The sequence below is a fragment of the Nocardia brasiliensis ATCC 700358 genome, assembly GCF_000250675.2.
Lineage (GTDB): Bacteria > Actinomycetota > Actinomycetes > Mycobacteriales > Mycobacteriaceae > Nocardia > Nocardia brasiliensis_B.
Genome location: NC_018681.1, coordinates 1,626,096 through 1,649,313, shown reverse-complemented (window position 1 = coordinate 1,649,313; position 23,218 = coordinate 1,626,096). Strand labels below are relative to the sequence as shown.

Genomic DNA, 23,218 nt, shown 5'->3' with positions numbered 1-23,218 from the left:
GTCGATCACCAGTGATTTGCTGAATTCGCAGCACGGGCTTCGAGCTTCAACCATTGAAGGCGAAAGGACCGACGATGCGGTACGTCATTCCCACCCTCGCAGCAGTCGTATGTGCGCTTTTCCTAGGTATGGCCCCGGCGCACGCCGTGGCCACCGACTGCGCTGCCGCCGACGCGCCGGCGATCTGTGCGACCCCCTCGAAAGGCGGCCAATTACATCCGGCCGGTTCGGTCCTCTCGATGCCGCGCGCCGCGGTGAAAGCCTTGGCGATGACCATGGTGCCGCCGCACCATTTCTGGGCATTCGACAACATCATCACCCGCGAAAGCGGCTGGAACGTTTTCGCGATGAATCCGGAAAGCGGCGCCTACGGTCTCGGCCAGGCGTTGCCGCCAGAAAAGATGGGCACCCACGGTCCGGACTGGCAGTTCAACCCGGTCACCCAGATCCGCTGGACCTACGACTACATGAACAAGCGTTACGGCAGCCCGATCGCCGCCTGGGACTTCTGGCAGGCGAACCACTGGTACTGAGGGCTCAGCCGACCGGAATATCCCTGCGCCGGGCGATCATTCGGACACCGTGCCGCGGCCGCAGCGTCAACGTGGCCTCCGGCGCGACCGGATGCCCGGGCACCAGATCGAAGACGAAGCGCTGACTCAGCGCCGCGGTGATCAACACCGACTCCATCACGGCGAAACTCGAACCGATACAGATGCGCTTACCACCACCGAAGGGCAGGTAGGCCGAGCGCGCCCGCTCACGGCCCGCGCCCGGCAGGAAGCGCGCCGGATCGAACTCCTCGGGGTTCGGCCACCACCGCTCGTCGTGGTGGATGTGATGGGTGGGGATCACGACGGTGGTGCCCTTGCGGATGTGATGCCCGTCGATCACGTCGTCCTCGATCGCCACCCGCGGAATCGCCCATGCCGGTGAGAAATAGCGCATCGCCTCTTGGAAACAGGCTGCTGTCCAAGGCAATCGAGCCAGATCAGCGGCCGTCGGACGACGCCCGCACAGCACCGAATCGACCTCGTCGAGCAAACGCGTTCTGGCCGTGGGGTTCAGCGCGAGCAGGTACCACATCCAGGACAATGCGTTCGCCGTGGTCTCGTGGCCGGCCAGCATGAAGGTGAGCGCTTCGTCGCGGACCCGGCGCACCGGCAGGCTGCCCTGTTCGTCGGCGGCGTGCAGCAGGTGATTGAGCAGATCCGGGCTGTCGGTGGGATGCGCGCGGCGATCGTCGACGACCTGCCAGACCTCTCGGTCGAGCGTCCGCGCGATCCGCTGGATGCGACGGAACGGCGGCGGCAACGGAATCGGCGTCAGCGCCACCCAGGCGACCGCGCGCCAAGCCTGTTTGGGCGGCGCCGCCACGATGAACAGCCGCTCCAATCGCTCGGCGAACCGCAGACCGTCGGTGACCAGCGGCGACATGCCCACCGCGATCCGGCCGAACTGCTGACCGAACAGCGCGTTGCCGACGACGTTGAGGGTGAGTTCGACCATCTCGCCGACCATGTCGACCTCGACCCGGCCGGGCTGCGCGTCGAGCCGGTTCACGCTCGCCTCGATCGGTTCGAGCATCAGGTCGATCAGCCCGTGCAGGTGCCGTTTGGCGAACATCGGCGTGAGCATCGTCCGGTGGCGCTGCCAGGACTCGTCCTCGTCGGTGAACAGGCTGACCCCGAGCAGCGCCCGCAGGATCTCGTATTCGAAGGACTTGTGGTACTTCAACCTGCCGGCGTGCAGCACGTGGTCCACGTAGTCGGGGTGCGTGAAGGCGACGAAACGCCTTGTGCCCGCACGGAATCGAAGGATGTCGTGCCCCTTCGTCCGGCCGATCATCCCGCCTTCGTAGTCCAGGCCGATGGTCAGCGCCTCGATCGTCGCGGTGAGCGTGCCGGTGCGGGCCGAGGTCGCCGGCTGTGGCGCGGACGTGGTGGTAGCCATCAGGTCTCCTGTTCGAACAGACGACAGGACCGTCGCGGGCCGCGTCGCCGAGTCGCGCGGACCGAGGCTCCCTACCAATTGGTGTCGCATGACACCATTGTCCGCACATGCCACCAGTTTGTGACCGGTCGCGCCGAATGTCAATGGTCGCGGGGCTTTTGCTTCTACGCTCGAGCGCGTGCGTCGACTGCTCCTGCTCTTGCTCCTCCTGCCCACCGCCTGCGGCACCGATGCGCCGCCCGTCGCGCCACCACCACCGCCCGCCCCCACCGCATACGTCCGCACCCCGCAGGATTGCGCGAAACTGACCGTCACCGCGTCGACCGTCGAACCGGGCATCGGCTACATCCTCGGCACGCACGCCGAATGGCTGCCCAAGGGCCAGTTCATCCGCATCAGGGTGGCTATCGTCAACACCGACAACACTTTTCACACCACACGGCCGGCCGACTACCAGCTCGACGACACCGCGGACGCGGCCCATCCGCCGAGCGTGGACGCGATGGCGATCAAACGACAGCCGACCGAGCTCACCCTCGGCGCGGGCAATCGCCTGGAAATGGATCTCTGGTACGACATTCCGCCGAACACGGGGCCGCGGCAGCTGCGGGACGCGGTGTGCGCCACCATAATTCCGCTGCCCAGCTGAGCCCGCCGCGCCTCCGACCGATCGGTCGGACGTATCGCGATAAACTGGGCCGATGGCGCAAAGCACTCCGAGCGACGGCCGCCGGGCCCGCGGCGATCGCGCACGGACCGTCGTCTTGGACGCCGTCGTAGCACTGGCCTCCGTCGAGGGATTGGACGGATTGAGCATGGGTCACGTCGCCGCCGCGGCGGGCGTGAGCAAATCCGGGCTGTTCTCCCTCTGGCGAGACAAAGAAGAACTGCAACTGGCGGCCATCGAGCGCGCCCGGCGGCAATGGGCGGAACTGGTGGTGCAGCCGGCTTTGCGCGCACCAGCCGGCGTGCGGCAATTGTGGGCGCTACACGAAGCGCGGCTGCAGTTCTATACCGACAAGAAACTGCCCGGCGGCTGCTTCTTCGTGGCCATCCAAGCCGAGTTCGACGATCGGCCCGGGTCGGTGCACGACCGCCTGGCCGAACTGGCCCGCGAATGGGATATGTTCGTGCAGTCGATAATTCGCGACGCGGTCGAGTCCGGCGAACTCCGGCCGGAGACCGACCCGGGCGTGCTCGCGTTCGAACTCGACGCCCTCGGCTCCGGCGCGGTCCCGCGTTCGCGCCTGCTGGATTTCGAGTCCGCGTTCGCGCAGTCGCGCGCCGCGGTCCTGTCGCGCCTGCGGGCGTGGTGCACCGACCCTGCGCTGCTGCCGGAGTCCTGAGCCGGGGCCGGGGCTGACAACGCGCCCGGCACCCTGGACACTGGACTGGCAGAGCCAGATGGGCCGCGTCGGCCTCCTGCCCGAGATCGAGGTAGACCAACCGATGACCAGCACAGTAGCCGGACCGCCGAACACCGGGCAGTTCGTCCATCCGGCGCTGTTCTATCGCGATGCCGAGGAGTATCTGGCGGGCACCATCGGGTTCATTCGAGCGGGGCTGGCCGAGGACGAGCCCGTGGCAGCCTCGGTCCCGGGCCCGAACCTCGCACTGATCCGGGACGCGCTCGGCGCCGACGCGGACGCGGTTCGACTCATGGACATGACCGTCGAGGGCCGCAACCCCGGCCGCATCATTCCCGGCGTATTGCGCGCCTTCGCCGATCGCTACCCGACCGGACGGGTGCGGATCATCGGCGAACCGATCTGGGCGGGCCGCTCGGCGTGGGAGTACCCGGCCTGTGCGCAGCACGAGGCGTTGATCAACGCCGCGTTCGCGGGGCGCGAGGTCAGCATCCTGTGCCCGTACGACACCACCGCCCTCGACGCGGCGGTGCTCGCGGACGCCACCGCGACGCATCCCACGCTGATCGACGGTGACGGCGAACGCTCCAGTGCCGCCTACGATCCCGACTCCATCGTCAGCCGATACAACGAACCGCTGCCCGCTCCCCCCGCGGACGTGCCCGTCATCGACTTCGACGCCGCATCGCTCACCGGCACCCGGCACCGCGCGGTCGAGTTCGCCCGCCGCACAGGCATGACCGAGGACCGCCTCGTGGACCTCGAACTGCTGATCGGTGAAACCACCACCAATTCGGTGGTGCACGGCGGTGGCCGCGGCACGCTCGCCCTGTGGGTGGAAGGCACGCGGATGCGCTGTCAGATCCGCGACGCGGGACACATCAGCAACCCCCTCGCCGGCCGCCTGCCGCCGCAGCCGTTCCAGTTCGGCGGGCGCGGACTGCTGCTGGTGAACCAGCTCGCCGACCTGGTCCGCATGCACACCGGCGGGCACGGCACCACGTTGCAGGTGGATCTGCGGCTCGGCGAGCCGGTCAACGGCCGATGAAGTTCGCCTTCCGCCGTTCGACGAACGACTGAATCCCTTCCGCGCCGTCCGCGGTGGCGAACAGCGCGGTGACATCACCGACGAGATGTTCGGCGGCCGCGGCATCGCCTTCTGCCCGCGCACGATGCGCGGAGGCGAGGATGGCCCGCACGCCCAACGGCGCCGAGTCCTCGGCGATCTCGGTGGCCAATGCCCGCGCGGCCGCGAGCGCGGCGGCCGCGTCGGGCGCGACCTGTTGCACCAGCCCGATGCGCAACGCTTCCGCGGCATCGAATTCGGCCCCGGTCAACACCCAGCGCATCGCGTTGCCCCAGCCTGCCTCCCGCCAGAACCGCAGCGTCGCACCGCCGAACGGGTAGATGCCGCGGCGCACTTCCAACTGACTGAATCGGGCGTCCGCGGCGGCGATCCGGATATCGGCGGCCAGCAGCAGCTCGATGCCCAGCGTCAGGCAGCGTCCCTGCGCGACCGCGACCACCGGCTTGGTCCAGCGATAGTCCAATCGCCACGGGTCGAGACCGTCCTCGGGGTAGGTGATCGCGCCGGAGGCGAGGGCCGGCGCGACGTCGACCAGGTCGAGGCCCGCGGTGAAGTGGTCACCGTGCGCGAACAGGACACCGGCGCGCAGGTCGTCGTCGCGTTCGAGCAGGGCGTAGGCCCGGGACAGCTCGGCGAGCATCTCCAGCGTGAAGGCGTTGCGCTTATCGGGGCGATTGAGCCCGATGAGCAGGACGTGTCCGTCGCGTTCGACGGTGACTGTGTCGGCCATGGGCTCCAGTCAACCGCAGAATTATGGTGTAGTCCATAGTCCCTATCGAATGCCCGACAGTCGACGGTGCACTGCCGCCACGATCGCGCGGGCGCGGTCGTCCGGTTCGGTGGGCAACATCAGGTCGACGCCCAGCCGTCCGTCGAAGCTTGTGATCACGAAGTTGAGCGGCAGCCCCGACTCGGCAGGCTCCACACCGACCACCGGGCTGTACTGGAACATCGGCCGGAAGTCCTACCGTCACGCTACAATCTGACCGATCGGTCGTACAGTCTTGTGCTCAGGGTCACAAGCGCTGATCAGCGCCCCCGGTGGCGTCACGAACTCGGGTCGATGCGCCCGTGCTCGGTGATCAGGTGCTGGAAGACGCCGGAGAAGTATTCGATGCGCGCGTCCTCGAGTTCGGGCCGCGGATAGGCGGCGCGCAAGATCGCTTCACCGTCGAACATGTGCACAATCGAAGTGACCAGCAGGCGGGCGATATCCGCGGGCATCCCGGGCGTCAGCGCGGCGACCGCGACGCGTTCGACATCATCGATCAGCGCCTTGGTCACCGGCGCGAGGCGAGCGCGCAGTTCCGGTTCGGTGCGCGCGGCCACCAGCAGTTCGAACCAGACCGTGTTGGTTTCCTGCCGGATCTGATTGCGCGCCCGGTGCAGCACGTGCGTCACATCCAGTGGGCGATCGGCATTCTCGCGGGTCCGGATGTTGTCGAACGCGCGCATGTGCCGGCGACCGACCTCCTCCGCGGCCGCCACGACCAGGTCGATACGCGAGTCGAAGTGCCGGAAGATGCCTCCCTTGGAAACACCCGCGCGCCGGCTGATCTCGCCGAGCGAGGCGTTGTGGTAACCGACTTCGGCGATGGTCTCGATGGTCGCCTCGACCAGCTTGGCGATGGTCGAGGCGCGCCGTTCGGCCTGGGTCCGGCGCAGCGCCGGTGGTCGTCGCTGCTGTTCGCTCACCGGGCCAGTGACCTGAGGAAACGACCCGTGCGCTGGGTGCCGAGGGCAGGCGCGGCGGTGCCGTCGCCGAAGACGTACTCGCCGCCGATGAAGACGGCCGAAACCGCGCCGTCGTTGCGATTCACCATGCGGGACAGGTTGTCATACTGTGCGACGGGGCTTTCCGCGTAGTCGTCCAGCGTGGCGTCCAGGTGCGCCGGGTCGATCACCACCAGATCGGCGCGATCACCCTCGCGCAGGTGCCCCGCGTCGATGCCGTACCAGTCCGCGAGTTCACCGGTCATCCGGTACACCGCGCGCTCGAGCGACAGGAACGGGCGGCCCGCCTGCTCCGCCTCGTGCACCCGGCGCAGGAAGCGCAGCCCGAAGTTGTAGAACGCCATGTTCCGCAGGTGCGCGCCCGCATCCGAGAAGCCCAGTTGCACACCGGGATCCGCACCCAGTTTGGCCAGGAACTCCGGCCGGTGATTGGAAATGGTGGTCCGCCAGCGCACTTTGGTGCCGTGCTCGAGCACCAGGTCGAGGAACGCGTCGACCGGATGCAGGCCACCGCGCTCGACCCCCACCTGCCCGAAGGTCTTGCCGATCACCGAATCGTCCGGGCAGGCGACGATTTCGGCGTCGAAGAAGTCGCGATGCCACACCCGCATGCCGAATTTCGCGTCGTAGTCCTTCCGGAATTGCCGCCGATAGGTCTCGTCCTGGAGCAGCGCGTTGCGCTCGACCTGATCGGCGAGGTGCAATGCCGCTGCGCCGGAACCGAATTCCTCGAAGATCACCAGATCGATGCCGTCGGCGTAGACCTCGAACGGCACCGGCAGGTGCTGCCAGCGGAAATCGCCGCCCAGCGCGTTCAACGCGCGCGCGAGCGGTCCCATGATGTGCACCAGGGCCGGATTCGCCTTGATGTCCGCGGCCGAGAGCAGCGTGGTCTTCAACTGCTTACGGAAAATGCCCAGGGTGCTCAGCGTCATCGCGGCGATGCTGCGCACCGAGGCGATATCGGGGCCCGCCTGCAGGATTCGCCCCCGCTTGCGCAGAATCGCGTTGAGCCGACGGCGTTCTCGCGCCTTGGCGTAGGTCGAGGGCAGCGTCCGGGACCGGCAGGTGTCACCGTCGAGCTTGTCGAACAGCAGTTGCTGGGCCGACATTCCGACGAACCCGGCGTCGAGCGCTTCGGTCAAGGCCGATTCCATCGCGGCGAGTTCGGCCTCGGTCGGGCGCACGTCTTTGCGGGTGGCCCGGTCCAGGCCCAGCAATGCGGTGCGGATATCGGAATGCCCGAGCATCGCGGCGATATTCGGCCCCAGCGGCAGTTCCTCCAGCGCGGCGATGTATTCGCGCGCCGAGTGCCAGGTCTTGGTCTGCTCGACCGCCTCGATGACGTGCCGGCGAGGGATGGCCTCGACGCGGCCGAACAGGTCGCCCGCATCGGTGGCGCCGACGTGCACGGTGGACAGCGAGCACGACCCGAGCAGCACCGTGGTGATGCCGTGACGCACCGACTCCGACAGTGCGGGCGTCTTCAGCACCTCGACGTCGTAGTGCGTGTGGATGTCGATCATCCCGGGCACCACCCACTTGCCCGCGGCGTCGACGACCCGCCCGCAGCCGGTCTCGTCGAGCGGGTCGGCCGAGACTGCGACCACCCGGTCGCCGCGGAGTCCCAGATGGCGCACAGCGGAGGCCGAGCCTGCCCCGTCGAACCAGCGGCCGCTCTTGATGATGGTGTCGTAGCTCACTCCAACATTGCAACCGATCGGTCACTAACTGTCAATGCCCGGACGCGCAGCGCGCTCGGCGCTCCGGCGCGGGTGGTAGCGCACGGGACGAACTCGGGACACACTTGATGCCGTGAATCGGATGGCATTCGACCCGGGCGGGTCGCGGTGACGGCCCTGGCTCGCGGGGAGAACCGGCCCGCGCCCGCCGACCGGATGACGGTCACCGTCGCCTGCGCCGCCGGCGTGGACGTGTCGGCGCTGCTGCTCGGCACGGACGGACGGGTCCGTTCCGACGCCGACTTCGTGTTCTTCAACCAGCCGGTCGGTCCGGGCGTCACCTACCGGCACGGCAGCGGCCGCGGCGACATGGTGGACGTGCAGACCAGCGCCCTGCCCGCCGATGTGGACCGGGTCGTCGTCACCGCCAGCCTGGACGGCAGCGGACCGCCCACCTTCGCGGGCGCGGGCACGCTGCTCTCGACCATCGGATCCGATTCCGGGACACTGACTTTCCCGCTGGACGGACTCACCACCGAGACGGCCGTCGTCTGCGTGGAGATCTACCGGCGCGGCGCCGCCTGGAAGGTGCGCGCGGTCGGCCAGGGCTACGACAACGGCCTGGCCGGTATCGCGACCGCGTTCGGCGTGAACATCGACGACGAGCCCGCCCCGCCACCGAGTCCGCCCACCGCCGCACCCGGTTACGGACAGGCGCCGCCCGCGACGCCACCGCAGTACGCCGCACCGCCCCAGTACGCGGCCCCGCCTCAATATTCCGCGCCGCCACCGCATCCGGCCGCACCCCAGTACCCTGCGGCGCCCGCCTATCCGCCGCCCGCCGCGCCCGCACCTCAGCAAGGAGCACTGCCGATGCAGAGCGATCTGTTCAACCCCAGCCACGCCGAGGTCAACGGCGTCGGTATCCAGAAGCAGGGCAGCAAGATGATCAAGGTCGCCGTCAACGGCGAGGTCATGGCGCGGGCCGGGTCGATGGTCGCCTACCAGGGCGACATGCAGTTCAAGGCGCTCGGCTCGGGCGGCATCGGCCGCGCCATCCAGCAGCGGCTCACCGGCGAGGGCGTGCCGCTGATGAACGTGTCCGGCCGGGGCGATCTGTTCCTCGCCGACAGCGCCGCCGACGTGCACCTCATCGATCTCGACGGCTCCGACGGACTCACCATCAACGGCTCCAACGTGCTCGCGTTCGATACCTCGCTGTCCTACAACATCCAGCGGGTGCAGGGCGCAGCCGGCGTCGCGAGCAACGCGGGCCTGTTCAACTGCGTCTTCACCGGCCGCGGCCGGATCGCCATCACCACGCACGGCTCGCCGGTGGTGCTGAATGTCGATCAGCCGACCTACGCCGATCCGCAGGCCGCGGTCGCCTGGTCGTCGAGCTTGCAAACCGGGATCAAGCGCAACGACTCGTTCGGCCTCGGCAGGCTGATCGGCCGCAGCACCGGCGAGGGTTTGACGCTGTCGTTCTCGGGTCGCGGCTTCGTCATCGTGCAGCCCTCGGAATTGCCGCCGGGCGGCCTGCTCGGCGGGACCGGCGGCGGTCAGCAGGCCGGGCAGAGCGGCGGCGCATTGGGGGGATTGTTCAGCTAATAGCGGGATAGTTCGGCTAACAATTCGCGCGCCGCGATTGACCACGTGCGCACCGTCCGCGATGATCTCAGCACCTCGGATTTCTGGAGCTTTTGCGACGAGGTACTCCTATCACCCTGGCATTCGGCACGCAGTGTGGCGGCAAGGCGAAGAGAGGTCGGAAATTTGATGAGCAGTAAGCGTTTTCGGAATTGGGCGGTCAGATCCGTGGCGGTGGCCGGGGTCGTGGCGGCCGGATTCGCCATGACGGCCACCGCGCAGGCCGAACCGCTATGGCCCGGCGGCCCCGATATCGGCACGCCGGCGATCATCCAGCCACCACCGCCCGCGCCGGTCTACGCGCCGTGCACCGCGCCGAAGACGCGCGCGTGCATGCGGCTGTCGACCAAGGAAGTGTGGCTGATGGAGGACGGCAAGACCATCTACGGTCCCAAGCCGATCGAGATCGGCAGGCCGGGCTATGAATCGCACGTCGGCATCTTCGACGTCGATTTCAAGCGGGAACACTTCTGGAGCACGATGCACAATGCTCCGATGGAATTCGCCGTCTTCTTCGACGGCGACATCGCCACCCACATCGGCCCGCTCGATTCGATGTCACACGGCTGTATCCGGATGAACCCCGACGCCGCCGAGGCGACGTACCGACACCTCGAGCCGGGCGACGTCGTCCAGGTCGTGGAATAACCACCCTGCACCATTCATGATGCGAAACGGGATGTCCAGCACGGACATCCCGTTTTCGTTCCACCAGCCGGTTACGGGACGGGGCCGGGGTCGGTGCAGCCGTTGTACCAGTCGACGACGTGGCAGGGGGCGGGCTCGCGGGTCGGTTGGTAGTCGGCGGGGACGCCGCCGTCGCCGATGATCCCGGTGTAGGTGGCGACAGCGTCCGTCGGCTTGCGCGCCAGACCGGGGTCGGCCGCGACGTCCACCTGGTAGAGCCCGAATCGCGGTGTGTAGCTGCCCCATTCGTAGTTGTCGGTGATGCTCCAGTAGTTGTAGCCGATCAGGTTCATGCCGTCGGCCTTGGCCCGTTGCAGCCAGTAGATGGTGTCGCGCAGATGGTCGCTGCGGGTGTAGCCGTCCAGGCGGGGCGCGCCGTCCTCGGTGGGCATGCCGTTCTCCACCACGTAGAGCGGTTTACCGGGGAACAGCCGCGAATACCGTTGCAGCGCATAGTAGATGCCCTCGGTCCGCAACGGGAGCTGCCACATGCCGATCACCTGCGCGTCCGCGATGGCCCGGGCCGGGGCGGACACGCTGGACGGGGCGGCGCCGCGCGCGAAGTAGTAGTCGACGCCCACGTAATCGAGCCGGTCCCGGATCTTTTCGATGATCTGGCCGTTGGCCTGCTCGTCCTCGCCCGCGACATAGCCGAAGTTGCTGGTCACCTTCGCGGTACGACGCTTCTGGTGGATGTAGTCGTAGATCGCGTTGTGCGCCTCGACGACCCGGTCCTCCATCACCCGCTGGTCGGTCTCGTTCTTGTGTACCTCGTGCATGATGTAGGCGACCGGCTCGTTGATGGTGACCCACAGGGGATCTCGCCGGTCGTACCGGTCGACCACCTTCTTCATGTTGGCCAGCCAGTGTTCCACCATGCCGTCGGAGTCCCAGCCACCCTCGTCGAAGGCCCAGCCGGGGTACACCCAGTGATCGAGGGTGATCATCGGCCGCATGCCCGCCGCGACGATCTTGGCGACCACCTTGTCGTAGAACGCGAAACCGTCGGCGTCCCACTGGTCCGGTCCGGCCGGTTGCAGTCGTGCCCACTCGATACCGATGCGGAACACCTTGACGCCGAGCGATTTCGCGAGATCTATGTCGGCGGCGTACCGGTCGAAGAAATCGATCGAGTTCCCGTACGGGTCCAGGCCCTCGTCTTCGATGTAGTTGGTCCAGTTGCTCTTCGGTACATGGCCTTCGGATTGGAAGCCGGACGCGGCGACGCCCCACAGGAAATCCGGTCCGAGCGCGGGCACGCCTGCCACGGGCCCGGGCGGCACGGCCACCGCCGTGCCGGGCACCAGCAGCGCCACCAGCGAGGCCGCGACCGCGCCCGCTGCCCGCCGAGTCCAAGTACGCATAAACCGTGAATATAACCGGGAAATAGCTGAACTCGGCGTAGGTGCGCTACGCACGGCGAGTTCGCGTACCTGCGTGGCGCGGCTAGCCGCGATCGATGCGTGGGATCGACACGATGTGCGGGGCACCGTATGCGCCGTTGCTGGCCGCCGCCGCGGCTTCCTCGGCGGCCGCGGCCAGATCGGCGATCGCCACGTCGTCGGGGGCGAAGGCGGCCGCCTTCGCCGCCTCGAGCGCCCGCGCGGCCGCCAGCTGCACCCGGGTCACGGCCTCGGCCGCGGCCACCGCGTAGCAACTGACCTTCAGGGCGTGGTTCGCCGTGACGTAGGCATGCCAGGCGGCGTCCCGGACGCTGTTCGCCGTGGCCACCGCCCGCGCGGCGCCGTGCGCGGAGCCGACGTGTTCGAGCACCTTTTCTCGGTTCACCGCCCGCCCGCTCGCGGCGCCGGCTCGGTTCGCCGCGCTGTCCGACCTGGCCTTCGCCTGCGCGAGCAGGTCACGGGTGATGTCCGGCTCCAGCAGCGCGGTCGCGCCGGCACCGCCGGAAAGCAGTGGAATGACCTTGCCTACCAACGGGACCCGCCCAGCTCCGGTGCCACAGACCATTCCGTCATCAACGAACCTCCTCGGTCGACAGTCGGACGCCGGTCCGGGACGGCCACCACCGCCACCCCGGACCAGCCGCAAGGAAACAACGTGAAATAGGGATATTCCGTCTTGAATGTGACGGAAACATATCGATGTCATTTGCCGAACGCGAACAACATGAAGGACCGGAAGAAAGGCTAGCGCACCAGTCCCACTCGGGACAAAACGCCAGAGCCGACGCGCCGGGCGCGCCGCTCGAACCGACCGTCACGGATCGCATCGACCCACGTCAGCAGCCCTCGCAGTCGCCTGAAATTCTTTCCATCCGAACGTAGTTGGGCTACGAAGACGCTGCCTGCTCCGGCCGCGCCCCGAGCAGGTCCACGATCGATGCGCCCCAGCGCCGGCCACGATCTGCGAAACACAAGAAATCACCCTATTGTTGCGGATTCGATACACAGCACCGGCCGGGACCGAAGCTCGTTCGAACCCGGCATCGTTCCGGATGGGAAGAATTCCGCGGGGCATAGCCCTGCGTCGGATAAATCGACGGTATGCACGAGAGTCGCGCGGCAAATGTCCGCCGCCGAATACACACCAATGAGGCCCGAGTATTACCCGGGCCTCATCGGACTGTGTACAGCGATAGTGAGCCGCAGGGGCGACCACGACTCACTCTGCGGAGCTGTCCCGAACCGCGTGGGACTCGACCAGATTACCCACATTTTCGACGTTATGGGGCGATTCCGGATGGAATGATCCCCTGACCCCGCATATGCCAGAAAACGCACTATTGCATTCGGAATACACCACGCATTGTGGTACGAACCGACCGTCGAAATTGCTATCGAGCCCATTAACTGGACACTTGTGCAATACATATTTCCGCTGGTCCCGCTGATTTCCGCGGCGCAAGCAGGCGGCCGGTAGACCCTCACCACCTGCGGCGTGTCGGCGAGTGCGACGCACTCGGCGCTGGATAATTCCTCTGGTGGCAGACATGCCGATGAGTCGCAGATCCGCGCTGGCCCTGGCGGCGGCCGTGCCGATCGGCCTGTGCGCGCCGCACCGGGCCGCGGCGGCCGGACCGATCGTGCGGTACACGATGACCGCGTTCACCGATACGAGCGAATCCGATTTGTATGTCTACGAATCCGCCGACGCGCTGAACTTCGAACTGCTACGCGGGCCCGCCTATCGACCACCCACCGGGCTCCTGCGCGACCCGTCCGTCTTCCGGCACGTCGACCGCGCCTACTACCTCGCCTACACCACCGCGTGGGAGGGCCAGACCATCGGCTTCGCGCGCAGCACCGACCGGCGTACCTGGAATCACCTGTACGACTTCACTGTTCCGATACCGGGTGTGACGTCCACGTGGGCGCCGGAATGGTTGATCGACGCGCAGCGGCGAGTGCATGTCCTCGTGTCGCTGTCCGACGGCTGCTCGTTCACCCCGCACCTGATGACCGCCACCGACCGATCCCTGCGCTCCTGGACGGACCTCACCCCGGTGTCCATCCTGCCGCCACCGGACGAACCGGCCCCTGTGGATACACCGGGACCGGACGGAAAACCCTGTTCGCTCTACGGCTATATCGACACCACAGTCGTGCGGCGCGACCACCGCTATTACGCGTTCACCAAGAACGAGACCACAAAATACGTCGAACTGGCCGTGGGCGCCGAGCCGCACGGGCCGTACACGCTGATCAAGACCGGCGATTGGACCGGTTGGGGCAGCCCGCGTGAAGGCCAATGCGTGGTTACGCTCCCGGATGGTGGGTGGCGGATCTATTTGGACTCCTACGACGAAGGCAAATATTTCTACAGCGACTGCCGCGACGACTTCACGACCTGGACCGAACCCCAGGAGCTGCCGGGCCTGTCCGGCACCGTCCGGCATTTCACGGTACTACCCGAGTACGGCACGGAGTCCGGCTGAACGACCTGCCGCACACCACCTTTCGACGCGTACCGCCGGAACGATTGCCCAGGCATAACCGAAGCGGCCAAACCGGGTGCATTCTGACCCGAATCAGACTTCCGGCGGGCCGCACAGCGGACGAAACTGGTACTCGCATCCGACGCCGGGCGCTCTGCTCCCTTATCTCGGGTACGCGCAGAACGACCGGCCGAGCTTCGAGGACATGGCTGGTCGCCGGCGTCGGGTGCACCTCGACCGTCGCCAGGGAAGGCCCACCTTGCCCACGCCATCGGACTTCCGAGAGCTGCCCGACACCTGCCGCCGCACTCGTTCAGCGCGGCAACCACTACGCGGCGAGGCTCGAGCGGGTGGTGTTTGCCACCGGCACGCCCCGCGCGTCCCCGTCCGTTGACCGTGCAGACCGCCGACGGACCGCGATCGCGCTTCCTGCCGATCGAGGTCGGCGGAGTCCGCCCGATCCTGCCGGACTGGCACGAGCTGTCGGCCGCGCTGCGGCTGCAGATCGGCGACCGTCCGGGCGACCACCTGGTCACCCAGTTGGCCCGCGCGTTGGCACAGTTGCACCACACCCGTCGCGCCCAACCCGAGCGCGCCGCCGAAATCGACCGTCGCCGTGGTGACATCGTCACGGTGATCGACGGCTGGGTGGCCAAGCAGCTCGCGCCCCGGCATCCACGGGACCGGGCGGCCGCCTCGCTCGGCGGCGCGGTCGACCGGATGGCGGCCGCCCAGATTCTCGCCGATCACCTGCTGATGACCGCCGAGAACGTCGCCGAGCAGCGCGTGCACGTGGCCTGGTCGCGGCTGGCCGCGCTGGCGAACGAGTGGACGGACCTGGTTCGCGAGGTCGATGCGCGCCGGACCCGCCCGATCGAACGTCGCTAGGTGCGCAGCGCATCGCGTTGCTCCACAAAACCTGGGTGGCTAGGTCGGGAGAGTCCAGAAATACTCGGACAACGGGGGCAGTTCGGTGGTGTCGACAAGGGGATCGACCCGGAGTAATCCGATGAATTCTTCGACAGACTCGTACCGCGCCAAGATTTCCTCCAGTAGTCGGCGCGCGCCATCCTCCGGTTTCATGAGCGGGTTATGCCCGGCGACGGACCGGACAAACCCGTCCTCACCACCGGATATAGCCGGGTCGCCGGTGCACCTGTCGAAGATCGGCAAATCCCTGGCATCGGTGCGGATTTCATTTCCGCCGGCAGTCCGTCAGAACAGGGTCATCGGTTCCACCGGCGCGGGCTGGGGCAGCGGCGCCAATTCCGGCACCCGCGCCGCGACCTCCTCGTGGAAGCGACGGGCCAGCGACACGGCGTCGGCATTGTCCGGGGTGTGGATGAACACGGTGGGTGAACGACCTTCGCGCAACCACTGCACCACCGTGCCGAGCCAGGGCTGCCAACCCTCGACGGTGCGTTCTATCGCGGCGCGGCCGTGATACCTGACGATCGGATGCTCGGTGAGCGCGCGGGTCCGGCGCGGCACCCGCGGCTTCTTCGACCATGCCTCCTGTTCGGTGGGGCCGATCGGTTGCCCGTCGAACAGCGTGGTGGTGTCGAAGGTCACCCATTCGGCGCCGAAGCGGCCGAGGACGCGCTCGAGGTGCGTCGCGGCGTGCTCGTTCTCGAAGAAGGCGCGGTGGCGGACCTCCACGGCCGGCCGATACCCGCCCGGCAGCTCACGCAGGAATCCGGCCAGCGTGCCGAGGTCGGTCGGAGCGAACGAGGCGGGCAGCTGGATCCACAGCGCGTGCACGCGCGAGCCCAGCGGTTCGATCGCCGCGAGGAAGGTGCGCAGCTCGGCGTCGGCCTCGGTCAGTCTGCGCTCGTGGGTGATCGACTTGTGCACCTTCACCACGAACCGGAAATCCGGTGCGGTCTGCCTGGCCCAGGACTCCACGGTGCGCTGGGCGGGTATGGCATAGAAGGTCGTATTGCCCTCCACCGCGTTGCACCGCTGCGCGTACGCCGCGAGCCGGTCCCCCGAGGCAGGCTGCCAGTCCTGCCAATTCGCGTGCGTCCACATCGCACATCCCACGTGAAGCCGCATGCAGCGACGGTAGTACAGCGCCGGGAATGAAAGGGACGGCCCCGAGGTAGGACAACACATGAAACTCGACGACTCCGCTCGCGCGCTCATCGGTGCCGGCGCCGACGCCACCCTGGTCACCCTCAACCCCGACGGCAGCCCGCAGGTCAGCCTGGTCTGGGTGGCTCTGCAGTCGACTCCGGACGGCGACGAACTGGTCACCGCCCATCTCGGCGAATACAAGAAGGTGCGCAATGTCCGCCGCGACGGCCGGGTCGCGGTGACCATTCAGGCCGCCGAACGGGGCGAGCTGATGCGGCCCTACCTGTCGATCACCGGCACCGCCCGGATCGTCGAGGGCGGCGCGCCGGAACTGTTGAAGGAGCTGGCGGCGACGCTGGCCGATCCCGGTGTCGACTTCCCGCCCGCCGACGCGCCGCCCGGCCTGCTCACCCGGATCCGCATCGAGAAGGTCGGTGGTATCGGCCCTTGGGCATCCTGACGAGCACTTACGCCACCGCACCGGCAAAATATTGCTATAGTGGCAATTAACTCGCCGACCCCTCGAATTATGCAGTGTGGCAGAGGGTTTCGTGTCGTGAGTAGTGGATCGCGGATGCCCGGGCAATCAGCGGTCCGGTAGCTGCTCGGACGGAACGTCAACCTTGGGTCCCCCGGCGTTTCGACAACGCCGTTACGGGCACCCCGCGTTCGCGGGGTGCCCGTGCACGTACCGACTCCAAGGAGATCGTCGACCGTGTTCCGCCAAGACAACTCGACACGCGCCAACCAAGCATCCGTCGATATCGCCGACGACACCGATTCCACTGTCGTCTGGCCGGATCCGAGCCCACTGGCCTCCTGGTGGGCACAGGTCATGCAACCCGGGGCGGGTTCGCGCACCGCGGCCCGCGGCCGCTGAATCAGCGGTCGGCGCCGGGCAACCCGAGGATCTTGGCGGCGATCGCCGCCGCGACCGCGTCGACATCGCGGTAAGCCCGCACCTGCCGGGTCGAGGCCAGGTCGTTCAGCATCGATTGGGCCGCTTGCACCCTGATGCGGGCGGGAATCGGCGCCCACTCCGGCCGAAGCCGACGGAGCAGATGCACCCACTCGGCGATGTAGGCCCGCTGTGCCGCCTTCGCACGCCTGCGGTCGGCCTCGGGCAGATGCCGGGCCTCCGAGACGAGCGTCTGCATCAGATGCGGGTTCTCGAATACGAAAGCGCTGTAGCTCGCGAGCAGTCGTTCGAGCGCGTCACGCGGGCCGGTGGCCTGCGCCAGCGCCCGGTGCAGATCGCGGCGCAGCCATTCGTCCCCGCGCACGATGGCCGCGAGCAGGATATCGGCCTTGCCCGGAAAATGGTTGTAGACGCTGGGGCCCGCGATGCCGACGGCCGCGCCGATCTCGTCCATCCGGACACTCACGAAACCGCGTGCCGCGAACAGCTTCGTCGCCTCGGTGAGAATCGCTTCCCGGCGGTCCAGCGCAGCGAGCGGCGCGAGAGCACGCTCGCGATCACGAAGCTCGCCGAATACCGGCGGCGGCGCATGGACCACCGCGTCGACGAGTTCGCCCAGCAGCGTGCCGAATTCGGGTTCGGGCAGCGAAAGGTTGTGGAACGAGACACTGTTCGCGACCGCCAGCGCGGACCAGGCGAGCAGATCCGCGGCCGCGGGGGTCAGCTCGGGGCGGCGGGCGGCGATGAGCTCGGCGAGGCGGGTACCGATCCGGCGCGCGGTGGCCCGGAATTCGGCGCGATCGTCGACGGACAGGTGACGCGCCTCGCGCCGCCACAGCACGCCGACCTCGCGGCGGGCCAGCATGGTCGCCGCGAGTGTGGCGCCGATCTCGTCCGGCTGCGCCGCCGCGGCGTCGACCGCATCGGCGAACGCGGTCAGCGCCTCCCCCACCACGGTGGCCAGCAAGCTCTGTTTACCGCGGAAATGTCGGTACAGCGCGGACGGCCCGATCGCCACGGCCGCGGCCACATCGCCCATCCCGACATCGGCGTATCCGTTGCGGCAGAACAGATCCGCGGCAGCGGCGACGATCAGTGCACGCCGGTTCGCCGGCCTGGTGCCGCGCGCCGGACGGACCAGGTCCGGCCCGCTCACCATACGATTTCGCTCCCTCAGGACACTTGGCTCGCGTCCGGATCCCAATACTTCCTGCGCAGTTCGCGCTTGAGAATCTTACCGGCACCCGAGACCGGCAAAGCCTCGGCGAACTCCACGGTGCGTGGCGCCTTGTACCCCGCGATCAGCGATTTGCAGTGCGCGCGCAACTCCTCTTCCGCCGCCTGCGCGCCGGGCAGCAGCACGACGACGGCGTGTACCCGCTCACCCCACTCGTCGTCCGGCACGCCGATCACCGCGCACGAGGCGACGGCGGCGTGCGCGGCCAAGGCGTTCTCGACCTCGGCGGAGTAGACGTTCTCCCCGCCGGTGATGATCATGTCCTTGAGCCGGTCCACGATGAAGACGTAGCCGTGCTCGTCCATCCGGCCGCCGTCGCCGGTGTGCATCCAGCCGTCCCGGACCGCGGCCGCGGTGTCCTCGGGCCGATTCCAGTAGCCGAGCATGACGTTGTCGCCGCGCACGACCACCTCGCCGACCTCGCCGCGCGGGACCTCGTTGTCGTCGGCATCGACGATGCGGACCTCGACGTGCGGCGTCGCCCGCCCCGCCGAGCGCCGCAGCACCGGGTCGTCGTGCTCGGCCGGCCCCAGCAGCGTCGCGACGGGGGCCAGCTCGGTCATGCCGTAGGCCTGGGTGAACCCCGCCATTGGAAAGACCTTGCGGGCGCGGCCGAGTACTGCCTCCGAGATCGGCGAAGCGCCGTAGGTGACCGTACGGACACCGCTGAGGTCGAAATCCGCGACGGCCGGATCGTCGACCAGCAGCTGAATCATGGTCGGCACCAGCAACATATTGGTGACGCCGTGCGCACCGATCGCCTGCAGCACGCCGCCCGGTGTGAACATCGGCACGAAGACGTGCGACGCGTTCACCAGGTTGCCCGCGACCCACATGGCGATATCCGCGAGGTGGAACATCGGCGCCACGTGCAGCACCGTGCCGTACGGGGTGACGAAATCTCCTACGGCACAGCTGCCGAGCGCGGAGATGATCATGTTGTCGTGACTGAGCATGACCCCTTTCGGGTGCCCGGTGGTGCCGCCGGTGTAGAAGACACCGGCCAGCTCGTCGCCACCGGTTCTGGTGTCCGCGACGGGCTCGTGGTCGGCGACCAGCGTCTCATAGTTCAGCGCGAAGTCGGGCGTCGGGCCGTCACCGCAGAAGATCACCGTCGTGAGGCCCGGAAACTCTTGCCGCAGTTGCGGAATCAGGGCGGCGAACGCGTCGTCGACGAGTAGCACCCTGGTATCGGATTCACGCAGCGAGTAGCTGATCTCCGCCGGGCTCCAGCGAATGTTCACCGGGTTGACCGCGGCCCCGAGCCAGGGCACCGCGTAGAGGTATTCGTAGTAGCGGTCGGAGTTCAGCGCGAGGATGCCGACCCGATCGCCGCGCCGGACACCGAGTTCGGCCAGTGCGCCCGCGAATCGCGCAATGCGATCGGCGGATTCGGCAACGGTACGCACGCGGTCACCGAAAACCGTGAGCACGCGATCCGGATCCTGCTGCAGCGTGCGGTGCAGCGATTGGGTCAGATACATCGTCGTCCTAGATGTTGAAGCCGCCGCCGCAGACCAGGGTCTGCCCGCTGACGTAATCCGATTCCGGAATGCAGAACAGGTAGACCGCACCCGCCGCCTCTTCCGGCGTCCCGCCGCGCCCGAGCGGCACCATCTGCTCCATCGCGGCGAGCAGGTTCGGGTTGACGCCGACCTTGATCTCCTTGCCCGCCACGTCGATCGTACCGCCGGTGCCCGCAGGCGCCTCGGTAAGCCGGGTCTTGATCAAGCCGAACGCGACCGCGTTCACGGTCACGTTGTAGCGACCCCACTCTTTGGACAGGGCCTTGGTGAGACCGAGGATCCCGGCTTTACCCGAGGAGTAGTTCGCCTGTCCCGCATTGCCACCCGTGCCGGCCAGCGAGGAAATGTTGACCACCTTGCGGCACGGCACCGGCTCGCCCGCCTCCTTGGCCCGCTTCGCGGCCGCGGCGATCACCGGCTGCGCGGCCCGCAGGATCCGGAACGGCGCCTTGAGATGCACGTCGAGGATGGCGTCCCACTGCTCGTCGGTCATCTTCTGGATCACCGAATCCCAGGTGTAGCCGGCGTTGTTGACGATGATGTCCAGTCCGCCGAACTCCTCCACCGCGGTCTGCACGAACCGCTCGGCGAAACCCTCCTCGGTGACACTGCCGACGCACGAAACCGCCTGCCCGCCCGCGGCTTCGATGGCGGCGAGGGTTTGCTTCGCCGGTTCCGGATCGAGGTCGTTCACCACCACCCGCGCGCCCTCGCGGGCGAGCTTCAGCGCGATCTCCCGGCCGATCCCGCGCCCGGAGCCGGACACAATGGCGACCTTGCCATCCAGAGTTCCCATGTGCTGCAAATCCTTTCAGAGTGCGACGACGGCGTCGCCGAGGAGGGTGACCGTGCCGTCGGCGAGGACGACGGTCAGTTCCAGGGTGGCGCGGCGCTCGCCGTCCACCACGTCGATCGCGACGACCCTGCCGGTCGCGGTCGGCTGGGCGTGCACCGGCGTGATCGCGGCGAAGCGCACCCGAAACGCGCGAATCGCCTGCGGGCCGAACCGATCCGAGACCAGCCTGCCCAGATAGGCCATCGACAGCATGCCGTGCGCGAAGACGTCGTCGAGCCCGGCGGACCTCGCCACATCCAGGTCGATATGGATCGGGTTGTGGTCGCCGGAAGCACCGGCGAACAGCGCCAAGGTGGTTCGGGTGATCGGCGCGAGACGCAGCGGCGGCAGCTCGGTGCCGACCTCGAGGGACGCGAGACCTGTCATGCCGCGGTGACCTCCGGGTTACGTACGACGATTACGGATTTCAGCTCGGCGACCAGGGTGCCGTCGGCCCGCGTCACGGTGGAGGTCTTCTCGATGAACTCCAGTGCGCCGCCCTTCTTGCTGTACACGTTGCCGATGGTCGGCGTCGCGGTCAGCACGTCGCCCGCCACCGCGGTGCTGTGATAGACGAACGACTGCTCGCCGTGCAGCACCCGGCGCAGGTCGACGCCGAGATCGCCGAGCCAGCCGAACGAATCCGGGCTGTCCAGCTCGATGCCGAACAGAAAGGTCGGGGGCACCGGCAGATTCGGATAGCCCGCCGCCTGGGCGGCGGCGAGGTCGGTATAGATCGGATTGGTCTCACCGATCGCCTCGGCGAAGAAGCGCAGTCGCCCCGCCTCCACCGTCAGGCTGCTCGGCGGCAGCTGTTTGCCGATCACGTTCGGGTCCACGGGCATGCGCTCAACTCACCTTCTCGTACAGGGTCACCACGGCCGCGCCGCCGAGGCCGATGTTGTGTTGCAGCGCGATCTTCAGGTCGTCGGCGACCTGACGCCCTTCGGCCTCGCCGCGCAATTGCCAGACCAGTTCGGCACATTGCGCGAGCCCGGTCGCACCGAGCGGATGCCCCTTGGACAGCAGGCCGCCCGAGGGATTGGTGACCACCCGTCCGCCGTAGGTGTTGTCGCCGTCGTTGACGAACTTCTCCGCGGTCCCCTCCGGCGTGAGGCCGAGCGCCTCGTAGGTGAGCAACTCGTTGGCGGTGAAGCAGTCGTGCAGTTCGACCACCCGGATATCGGTCGGCGCGACACCGGAGGCTTCGTAAACCTGGTGTGCCGCAGCCTTGGTCATGTCGTAGCCGACGATCTTCGTCATATCCTGCTGCTCGAAGGTGGACGGGAAATCGGTGGTCATCGCCTGCGCGCGGATCACCACCGAGCGGTCGATGCCATTGGCTTCGGCGAAATCTTCGCTGACCAGCACCGCCGCGGCGGCGCCACAGGTGGGCGGGCAGCACTGCAACCGGGTCAGTGGACCGTAGATGTGCGGGGAGGCGAGCACTTCACCGACCGTCAGCGGGTCGCGGAAGACCGCGAACGGATTGTTCGCCGCATGCCTGCGCGATTTCACCGAGATCTTCGCGAAGGTCTCCGGCGCGGTGCCGTAGCGCTCGGCGTAGGTCCGCCCCGCACCGCCGAACATCTGTGCGGCGAAAGGAGATTCGTCGCGCTCCTGGATCTGGTCCATCACCTCGTCGAAACGGGCGAACGGACTCGGCCGGTCGGCGTAGCCGCGCGCGAGCGCACCGCGCTGCATCTGTTCGAAGCCCACCGCCAGCACCGCGTCCGCCGCGCCGGACTCGACCGCCTGGCGGGCGAGGAACAGCGCCGACGAACCCGTCGAGCAGTTGTTGTTGACGTTGATCACCGGGATACCGGTCTGGCCGAGCCCGTAGATCACCGCCTGCCCGCAGGTCGAATCGCCGTAGACGTAGCCGGCGTAGGCCTGCTGGATCCGGGAGTAGTCGAGGTCGGCGTCGAGCAGTGCGGCCCGCGCCGCTCTGGTGCCCATGACGTCGTAGGTCTCGCTGCGGCTCGGGGTGGTGAACGGGATCATTCCCACGCCCGCCACGACTGCACGTCTGCTCATGTCCGTCCCATCAACATTGACTAGCGACTGTTCACTTATTGAACAACATAGTGCGAAGAGCTTCCAGTAAATCGCCAAAACTGCCTGGTCAGCGACGTATAGCGCACTATCGAAAATTCACTTAAACGGAAGAAACCCCTCAGGAAACGGCTCGAGCCCCCGCATCTCCTTCGGAGGTGCGGGGGCTCGCGCGTCATGTCCGGCGTCAGGCGTGCGGCGGAGCGACCTCCCCGACAACAGAACCGGAGCCGTCCTCGGCCCTACTGAACACCGGCTGATGATGTACTTCACTGCTCTCGGCAGGCTTGTACACCTGGATGGGAATGGTGTCGTGGCTGAACAGCCCCGACCCTTGCCCGCTTTCCTGACTCATTCGTCGAGCCTCCTCCGATCGGCCGCCAATAGCCGATCCCCTCTATTCAACCCTCTCCGCACCCAGAACCTCGCATGATCCCCACCGTGGTGTCGAAATTCCCCTGCCGGAACGCGTGATTCGCGGCGGCCACGTGCCGTTGGTCTCGCGTCCGTCTGCT

The 23,218-nt window shown here is 67.5% G+C and carries 26 protein-coding genes; 10 read left to right on the top strand and 16 right to left on the bottom strand.

Annotation, left to right across the window (positions count from 1 at the left end):
- The first annotated feature begins 74 nt into the window (after positions 1 to 74).
- Complete coding sequence (locus tag O3I_RS07340) at positions 75 to 533, top strand: hypothetical protein (RefSeq protein WP_081593910.1); 459 nt, start codon at positions 75 to 77, stop codon at positions 531 to 533.
- A gap of 4 nt (positions 534 to 537) precedes the next feature.
- On the opposite strand, the gene O3I_RS07335 is transcribed toward O3I_RS07340, so the two are convergent.
- On the bottom strand, positions 538 to 1,953 hold the full coding sequence (locus O3I_RS07335; RefSeq protein ID WP_014982265.1) for a cytochrome P450: 1,416 nt from the start codon (positions 1,951 to 1,953) through the stop codon (positions 538 to 540).
- A gap of 178 nt (positions 1,954 to 2,131) precedes the next feature.
- Between O3I_RS07335 and O3I_RS42445 the strand changes: the two genes are divergently transcribed.
- The 3 genes from O3I_RS42445 to O3I_RS07320 all read left to right on the top strand — a co-directional run bounded on the left by O3I_RS42445 (position 2,132) and on the right by O3I_RS07320 (position 4,368).
- Positions 2,132 to 2,602, top strand: coding sequence for a hypothetical protein (locus O3I_RS42445; RefSeq protein WP_014982264.1), 471 nt, complete (start codon positions 2,132 to 2,134; stop codon positions 2,600 to 2,602).
- A 52-nt stretch (positions 2,603 to 2,654) separates the two neighbouring features.
- On the top strand, positions 2,655 to 3,299 hold the full coding sequence (locus O3I_RS07325; RefSeq protein WP_014982263.1) for a TetR/AcrR family transcriptional regulator: 645 nt from the start codon (positions 2,655 to 2,657) through the stop codon (positions 3,297 to 3,299).
- A 103-nt stretch (positions 3,300 to 3,402) separates the two neighbouring features.
- The gene (locus O3I_RS07320) at positions 3,403 to 4,368 is read left to right on the top strand and encodes a sensor histidine kinase (RefSeq protein WP_041563482.1); all 966 of its coding nucleotides are present in this window, start codon (positions 3,403 to 3,405) and stop codon (positions 4,366 to 4,368) included.
- On the opposite strand, the gene O3I_RS07315 is transcribed toward O3I_RS07320, so the two are convergent.
- From O3I_RS07315 to O3I_RS07300, 4 genes are all read right to left on the bottom strand, one after another.
- Positions 4,355 to 5,137 carry a crotonase/enoyl-CoA hydratase family protein gene (locus O3I_RS07315; RefSeq protein ID WP_014982261.1) on the bottom strand — a complete coding sequence of 261 codons (783 nt, stop codon included), beginning with the start codon at positions 5,135 to 5,137 and terminating at the stop codon, positions 4,355 to 4,357. The two genes, O3I_RS07320 and O3I_RS07315, sit on opposite strands and share 14 nt — an antisense overlap.
- Before the next feature lie 42 nt (positions 5,138 to 5,179).
- Positions 5,180 to 5,359 carry a hypothetical protein gene (locus O3I_RS07310; protein WP_041562468.1) on the bottom strand — a complete coding sequence of 60 codons (180 nt, stop codon included), beginning with the start codon at positions 5,357 to 5,359 and terminating at the stop codon, positions 5,180 to 5,182.
- 95 nt (positions 5,360 to 5,454) lie between these two features.
- Positions 5,455 to 6,102 (bottom strand): TetR/AcrR family transcriptional regulator, encoded by a 648-nt coding sequence (locus O3I_RS07305; protein ID WP_014982260.1) that lies wholly within the window; start codon positions 6,100 to 6,102, stop codon positions 5,455 to 5,457.
- Positions 6,099 to 7,844 carry an N-acyl-D-amino-acid deacylase family protein gene (locus O3I_RS07300; protein WP_014982259.1) on the bottom strand — a complete coding sequence of 582 codons (1,746 nt, stop codon included), beginning with the start codon at positions 7,842 to 7,844 and terminating at the stop codon, positions 6,099 to 6,101. The genes O3I_RS07305 and O3I_RS07300 overlap by 4 nt, the downstream gene beginning before the upstream one ends.
- Positions 7,845 to 7,991: 147 nt before the next feature.
- On the opposite strand from O3I_RS07300, the gene O3I_RS07295 reads away from it, so the two are divergent.
- The gene (locus tag O3I_RS07295) at positions 7,992 to 9,434 is read left to right on the top strand and encodes an AIM24 family protein (protein ID WP_041562467.1); all 1,443 of its coding nucleotides are present in this window, start codon (positions 7,992 to 7,994) and stop codon (positions 9,432 to 9,434) included.
- A 168-nt stretch (positions 9,435 to 9,602) separates the two neighbouring features.
- Positions 9,603 to 10,121, top strand: a complete 519-nt coding sequence (locus O3I_RS07290) for a L,D-transpeptidase (RefSeq protein WP_063632234.1) — start codon at positions 9,603 to 9,605, stop codon at positions 10,119 to 10,121.
- A 71-nt stretch (positions 10,122 to 10,192) separates the two neighbouring features.
- Here O3I_RS07290 and O3I_RS07285 read toward each other — a convergent pair whose 3' ends face one another.
- Both O3I_RS07285 and O3I_RS07280 read right to left on the bottom strand, forming a co-directional pair.
- The gene (locus tag O3I_RS07285; protein ID WP_014982256.1) at positions 10,193 to 11,524 is read right to left on the bottom strand and encodes a family 1 glycosylhydrolase; all 1,332 of its coding nucleotides are present in this window, start codon (positions 11,522 to 11,524) and stop codon (positions 10,193 to 10,195) included.
- An 82-nt stretch (positions 11,525 to 11,606) separates the two neighbouring features.
- A complete protein-coding gene (locus tag O3I_RS07280; RefSeq protein ID WP_041562466.1) occupies positions 11,607 to 12,095 on the bottom strand; it encodes a hypothetical protein in 489 nt (162 codons plus the stop codon).
- A 1,015-nt stretch (positions 12,096 to 13,110) separates the two neighbouring features.
- On the opposite strand from O3I_RS07280, the gene O3I_RS07270 reads away from it, so the two are divergent.
- Both O3I_RS07270 and O3I_RS42440 read left to right on the top strand, forming a co-directional pair.
- Positions 13,111 to 14,055, top strand: coding sequence for a glycoside hydrolase (locus O3I_RS07270; RefSeq protein ID WP_014982254.1), 945 nt, complete (start codon positions 13,111 to 13,113; stop codon positions 14,053 to 14,055).
- A 396-nt stretch (positions 14,056 to 14,451) separates the two neighbouring features.
- Entirely contained in the window at positions 14,452 to 14,943 is a 492-nt protein-coding gene (locus O3I_RS42440) for a DUF4254 domain-containing protein (protein ID WP_424769577.1), read from the top strand.
- Positions 14,944 to 14,982: 39 nt separating this feature from the next.
- Here O3I_RS42440 and O3I_RS45410 read toward each other — a convergent pair whose 3' ends face one another.
- Both O3I_RS45410 and O3I_RS07255 read right to left on the bottom strand, forming a co-directional pair.
- Complete coding sequence (locus O3I_RS45410; protein ID WP_167829110.1) at positions 14,983 to 15,138, bottom strand: hypothetical protein; 156 nt, start codon at positions 15,136 to 15,138, stop codon at positions 14,983 to 14,985.
- Between the two features lie 132 nt (positions 15,139 to 15,270).
- A complete protein-coding gene (locus O3I_RS07255) occupies positions 15,271 to 16,110 on the bottom strand; it encodes a DUF72 domain-containing protein (protein WP_041562463.1) in 840 nt (279 codons plus the stop codon).
- A gap of 58 nt (positions 16,111 to 16,168) precedes the next feature.
- Here O3I_RS07255 and O3I_RS07250 point away from each other — a divergent pair, with 58 nt between their 5' ends.
- Complete coding sequence (locus O3I_RS07250) at positions 16,169 to 16,591, top strand: PPOX class F420-dependent oxidoreductase (RefSeq protein ID WP_014982251.1); 423 nt, start codon at positions 16,169 to 16,171, stop codon at positions 16,589 to 16,591.
- 255 nt (positions 16,592 to 16,846) lie between these two features.
- Positions 16,847 to 17,011 (top strand): hypothetical protein, encoded by a 165-nt coding sequence (locus O3I_RS45405; RefSeq protein WP_167829109.1) that lies wholly within the window; start codon positions 16,847 to 16,849, stop codon positions 17,009 to 17,011.
- A gap of 1 nt (position 17,012) precedes the next feature.
- Here O3I_RS45405 and O3I_RS07245 read toward each other — a convergent pair whose 3' ends face one another.
- The 7 genes from O3I_RS07245 to O3I_RS45400 form a co-directional block, all read right to left on the bottom strand.
- Complete coding sequence (locus tag O3I_RS07245) at positions 17,013 to 18,209, bottom strand: TetR/AcrR family transcriptional regulator (RefSeq protein ID WP_014982250.1); 1,197 nt, start codon at positions 18,207 to 18,209, stop codon at positions 17,013 to 17,015.
- Between the two features lie 14 nt (positions 18,210 to 18,223).
- A complete protein-coding gene (locus tag O3I_RS07240; protein ID WP_014982249.1) occupies positions 18,224 to 19,771 on the bottom strand; it encodes a long-chain-fatty-acid--CoA ligase in 1,548 nt (515 codons plus the stop codon).
- 7 nt (positions 19,772 to 19,778) lie between these two features.
- Positions 19,779 to 20,609 carry an SDR family NAD(P)-dependent oxidoreductase gene (locus O3I_RS07235; protein ID WP_014982248.1) on the bottom strand — a complete coding sequence of 277 codons (831 nt, stop codon included), beginning with the start codon at positions 20,607 to 20,609 and terminating at the stop codon, positions 19,779 to 19,781.
- Between the two features lie 15 nt (positions 20,610 to 20,624).
- Positions 20,625 to 21,035 carry a MaoC/PaaZ C-terminal domain-containing protein gene (locus tag O3I_RS07230; RefSeq protein ID WP_014982247.1) on the bottom strand — a complete coding sequence of 137 codons (411 nt, stop codon included), beginning with the start codon at positions 21,033 to 21,035 and terminating at the stop codon, positions 20,625 to 20,627.
- Positions 21,032 to 21,493 (bottom strand): MaoC family dehydratase N-terminal domain-containing protein, encoded by a 462-nt coding sequence (locus tag O3I_RS07225; RefSeq protein ID WP_014982246.1) that lies wholly within the window; start codon positions 21,491 to 21,493, stop codon positions 21,032 to 21,034. Before O3I_RS07225 ends, O3I_RS07230 begins: the two co-directional genes overlap by 4 nt.
- Before the next feature lie 4 nt (positions 21,494 to 21,497).
- Positions 21,498 to 22,685, bottom strand: a complete 1,188-nt coding sequence (locus tag O3I_RS07220) for a lipid-transfer protein (protein WP_014982245.1) — start codon at positions 22,683 to 22,685, stop codon at positions 21,498 to 21,500.
- A 205-nt stretch (positions 22,686 to 22,890) separates the two neighbouring features.
- On the bottom strand, positions 22,891 to 23,058 hold the full coding sequence (locus O3I_RS45400; protein ID WP_167829108.1) for a hypothetical protein: 168 nt from the start codon (positions 23,056 to 23,058) through the stop codon (positions 22,891 to 22,893).
- Positions 23,059 to 23,218 lie beyond the last annotated feature (160 nt).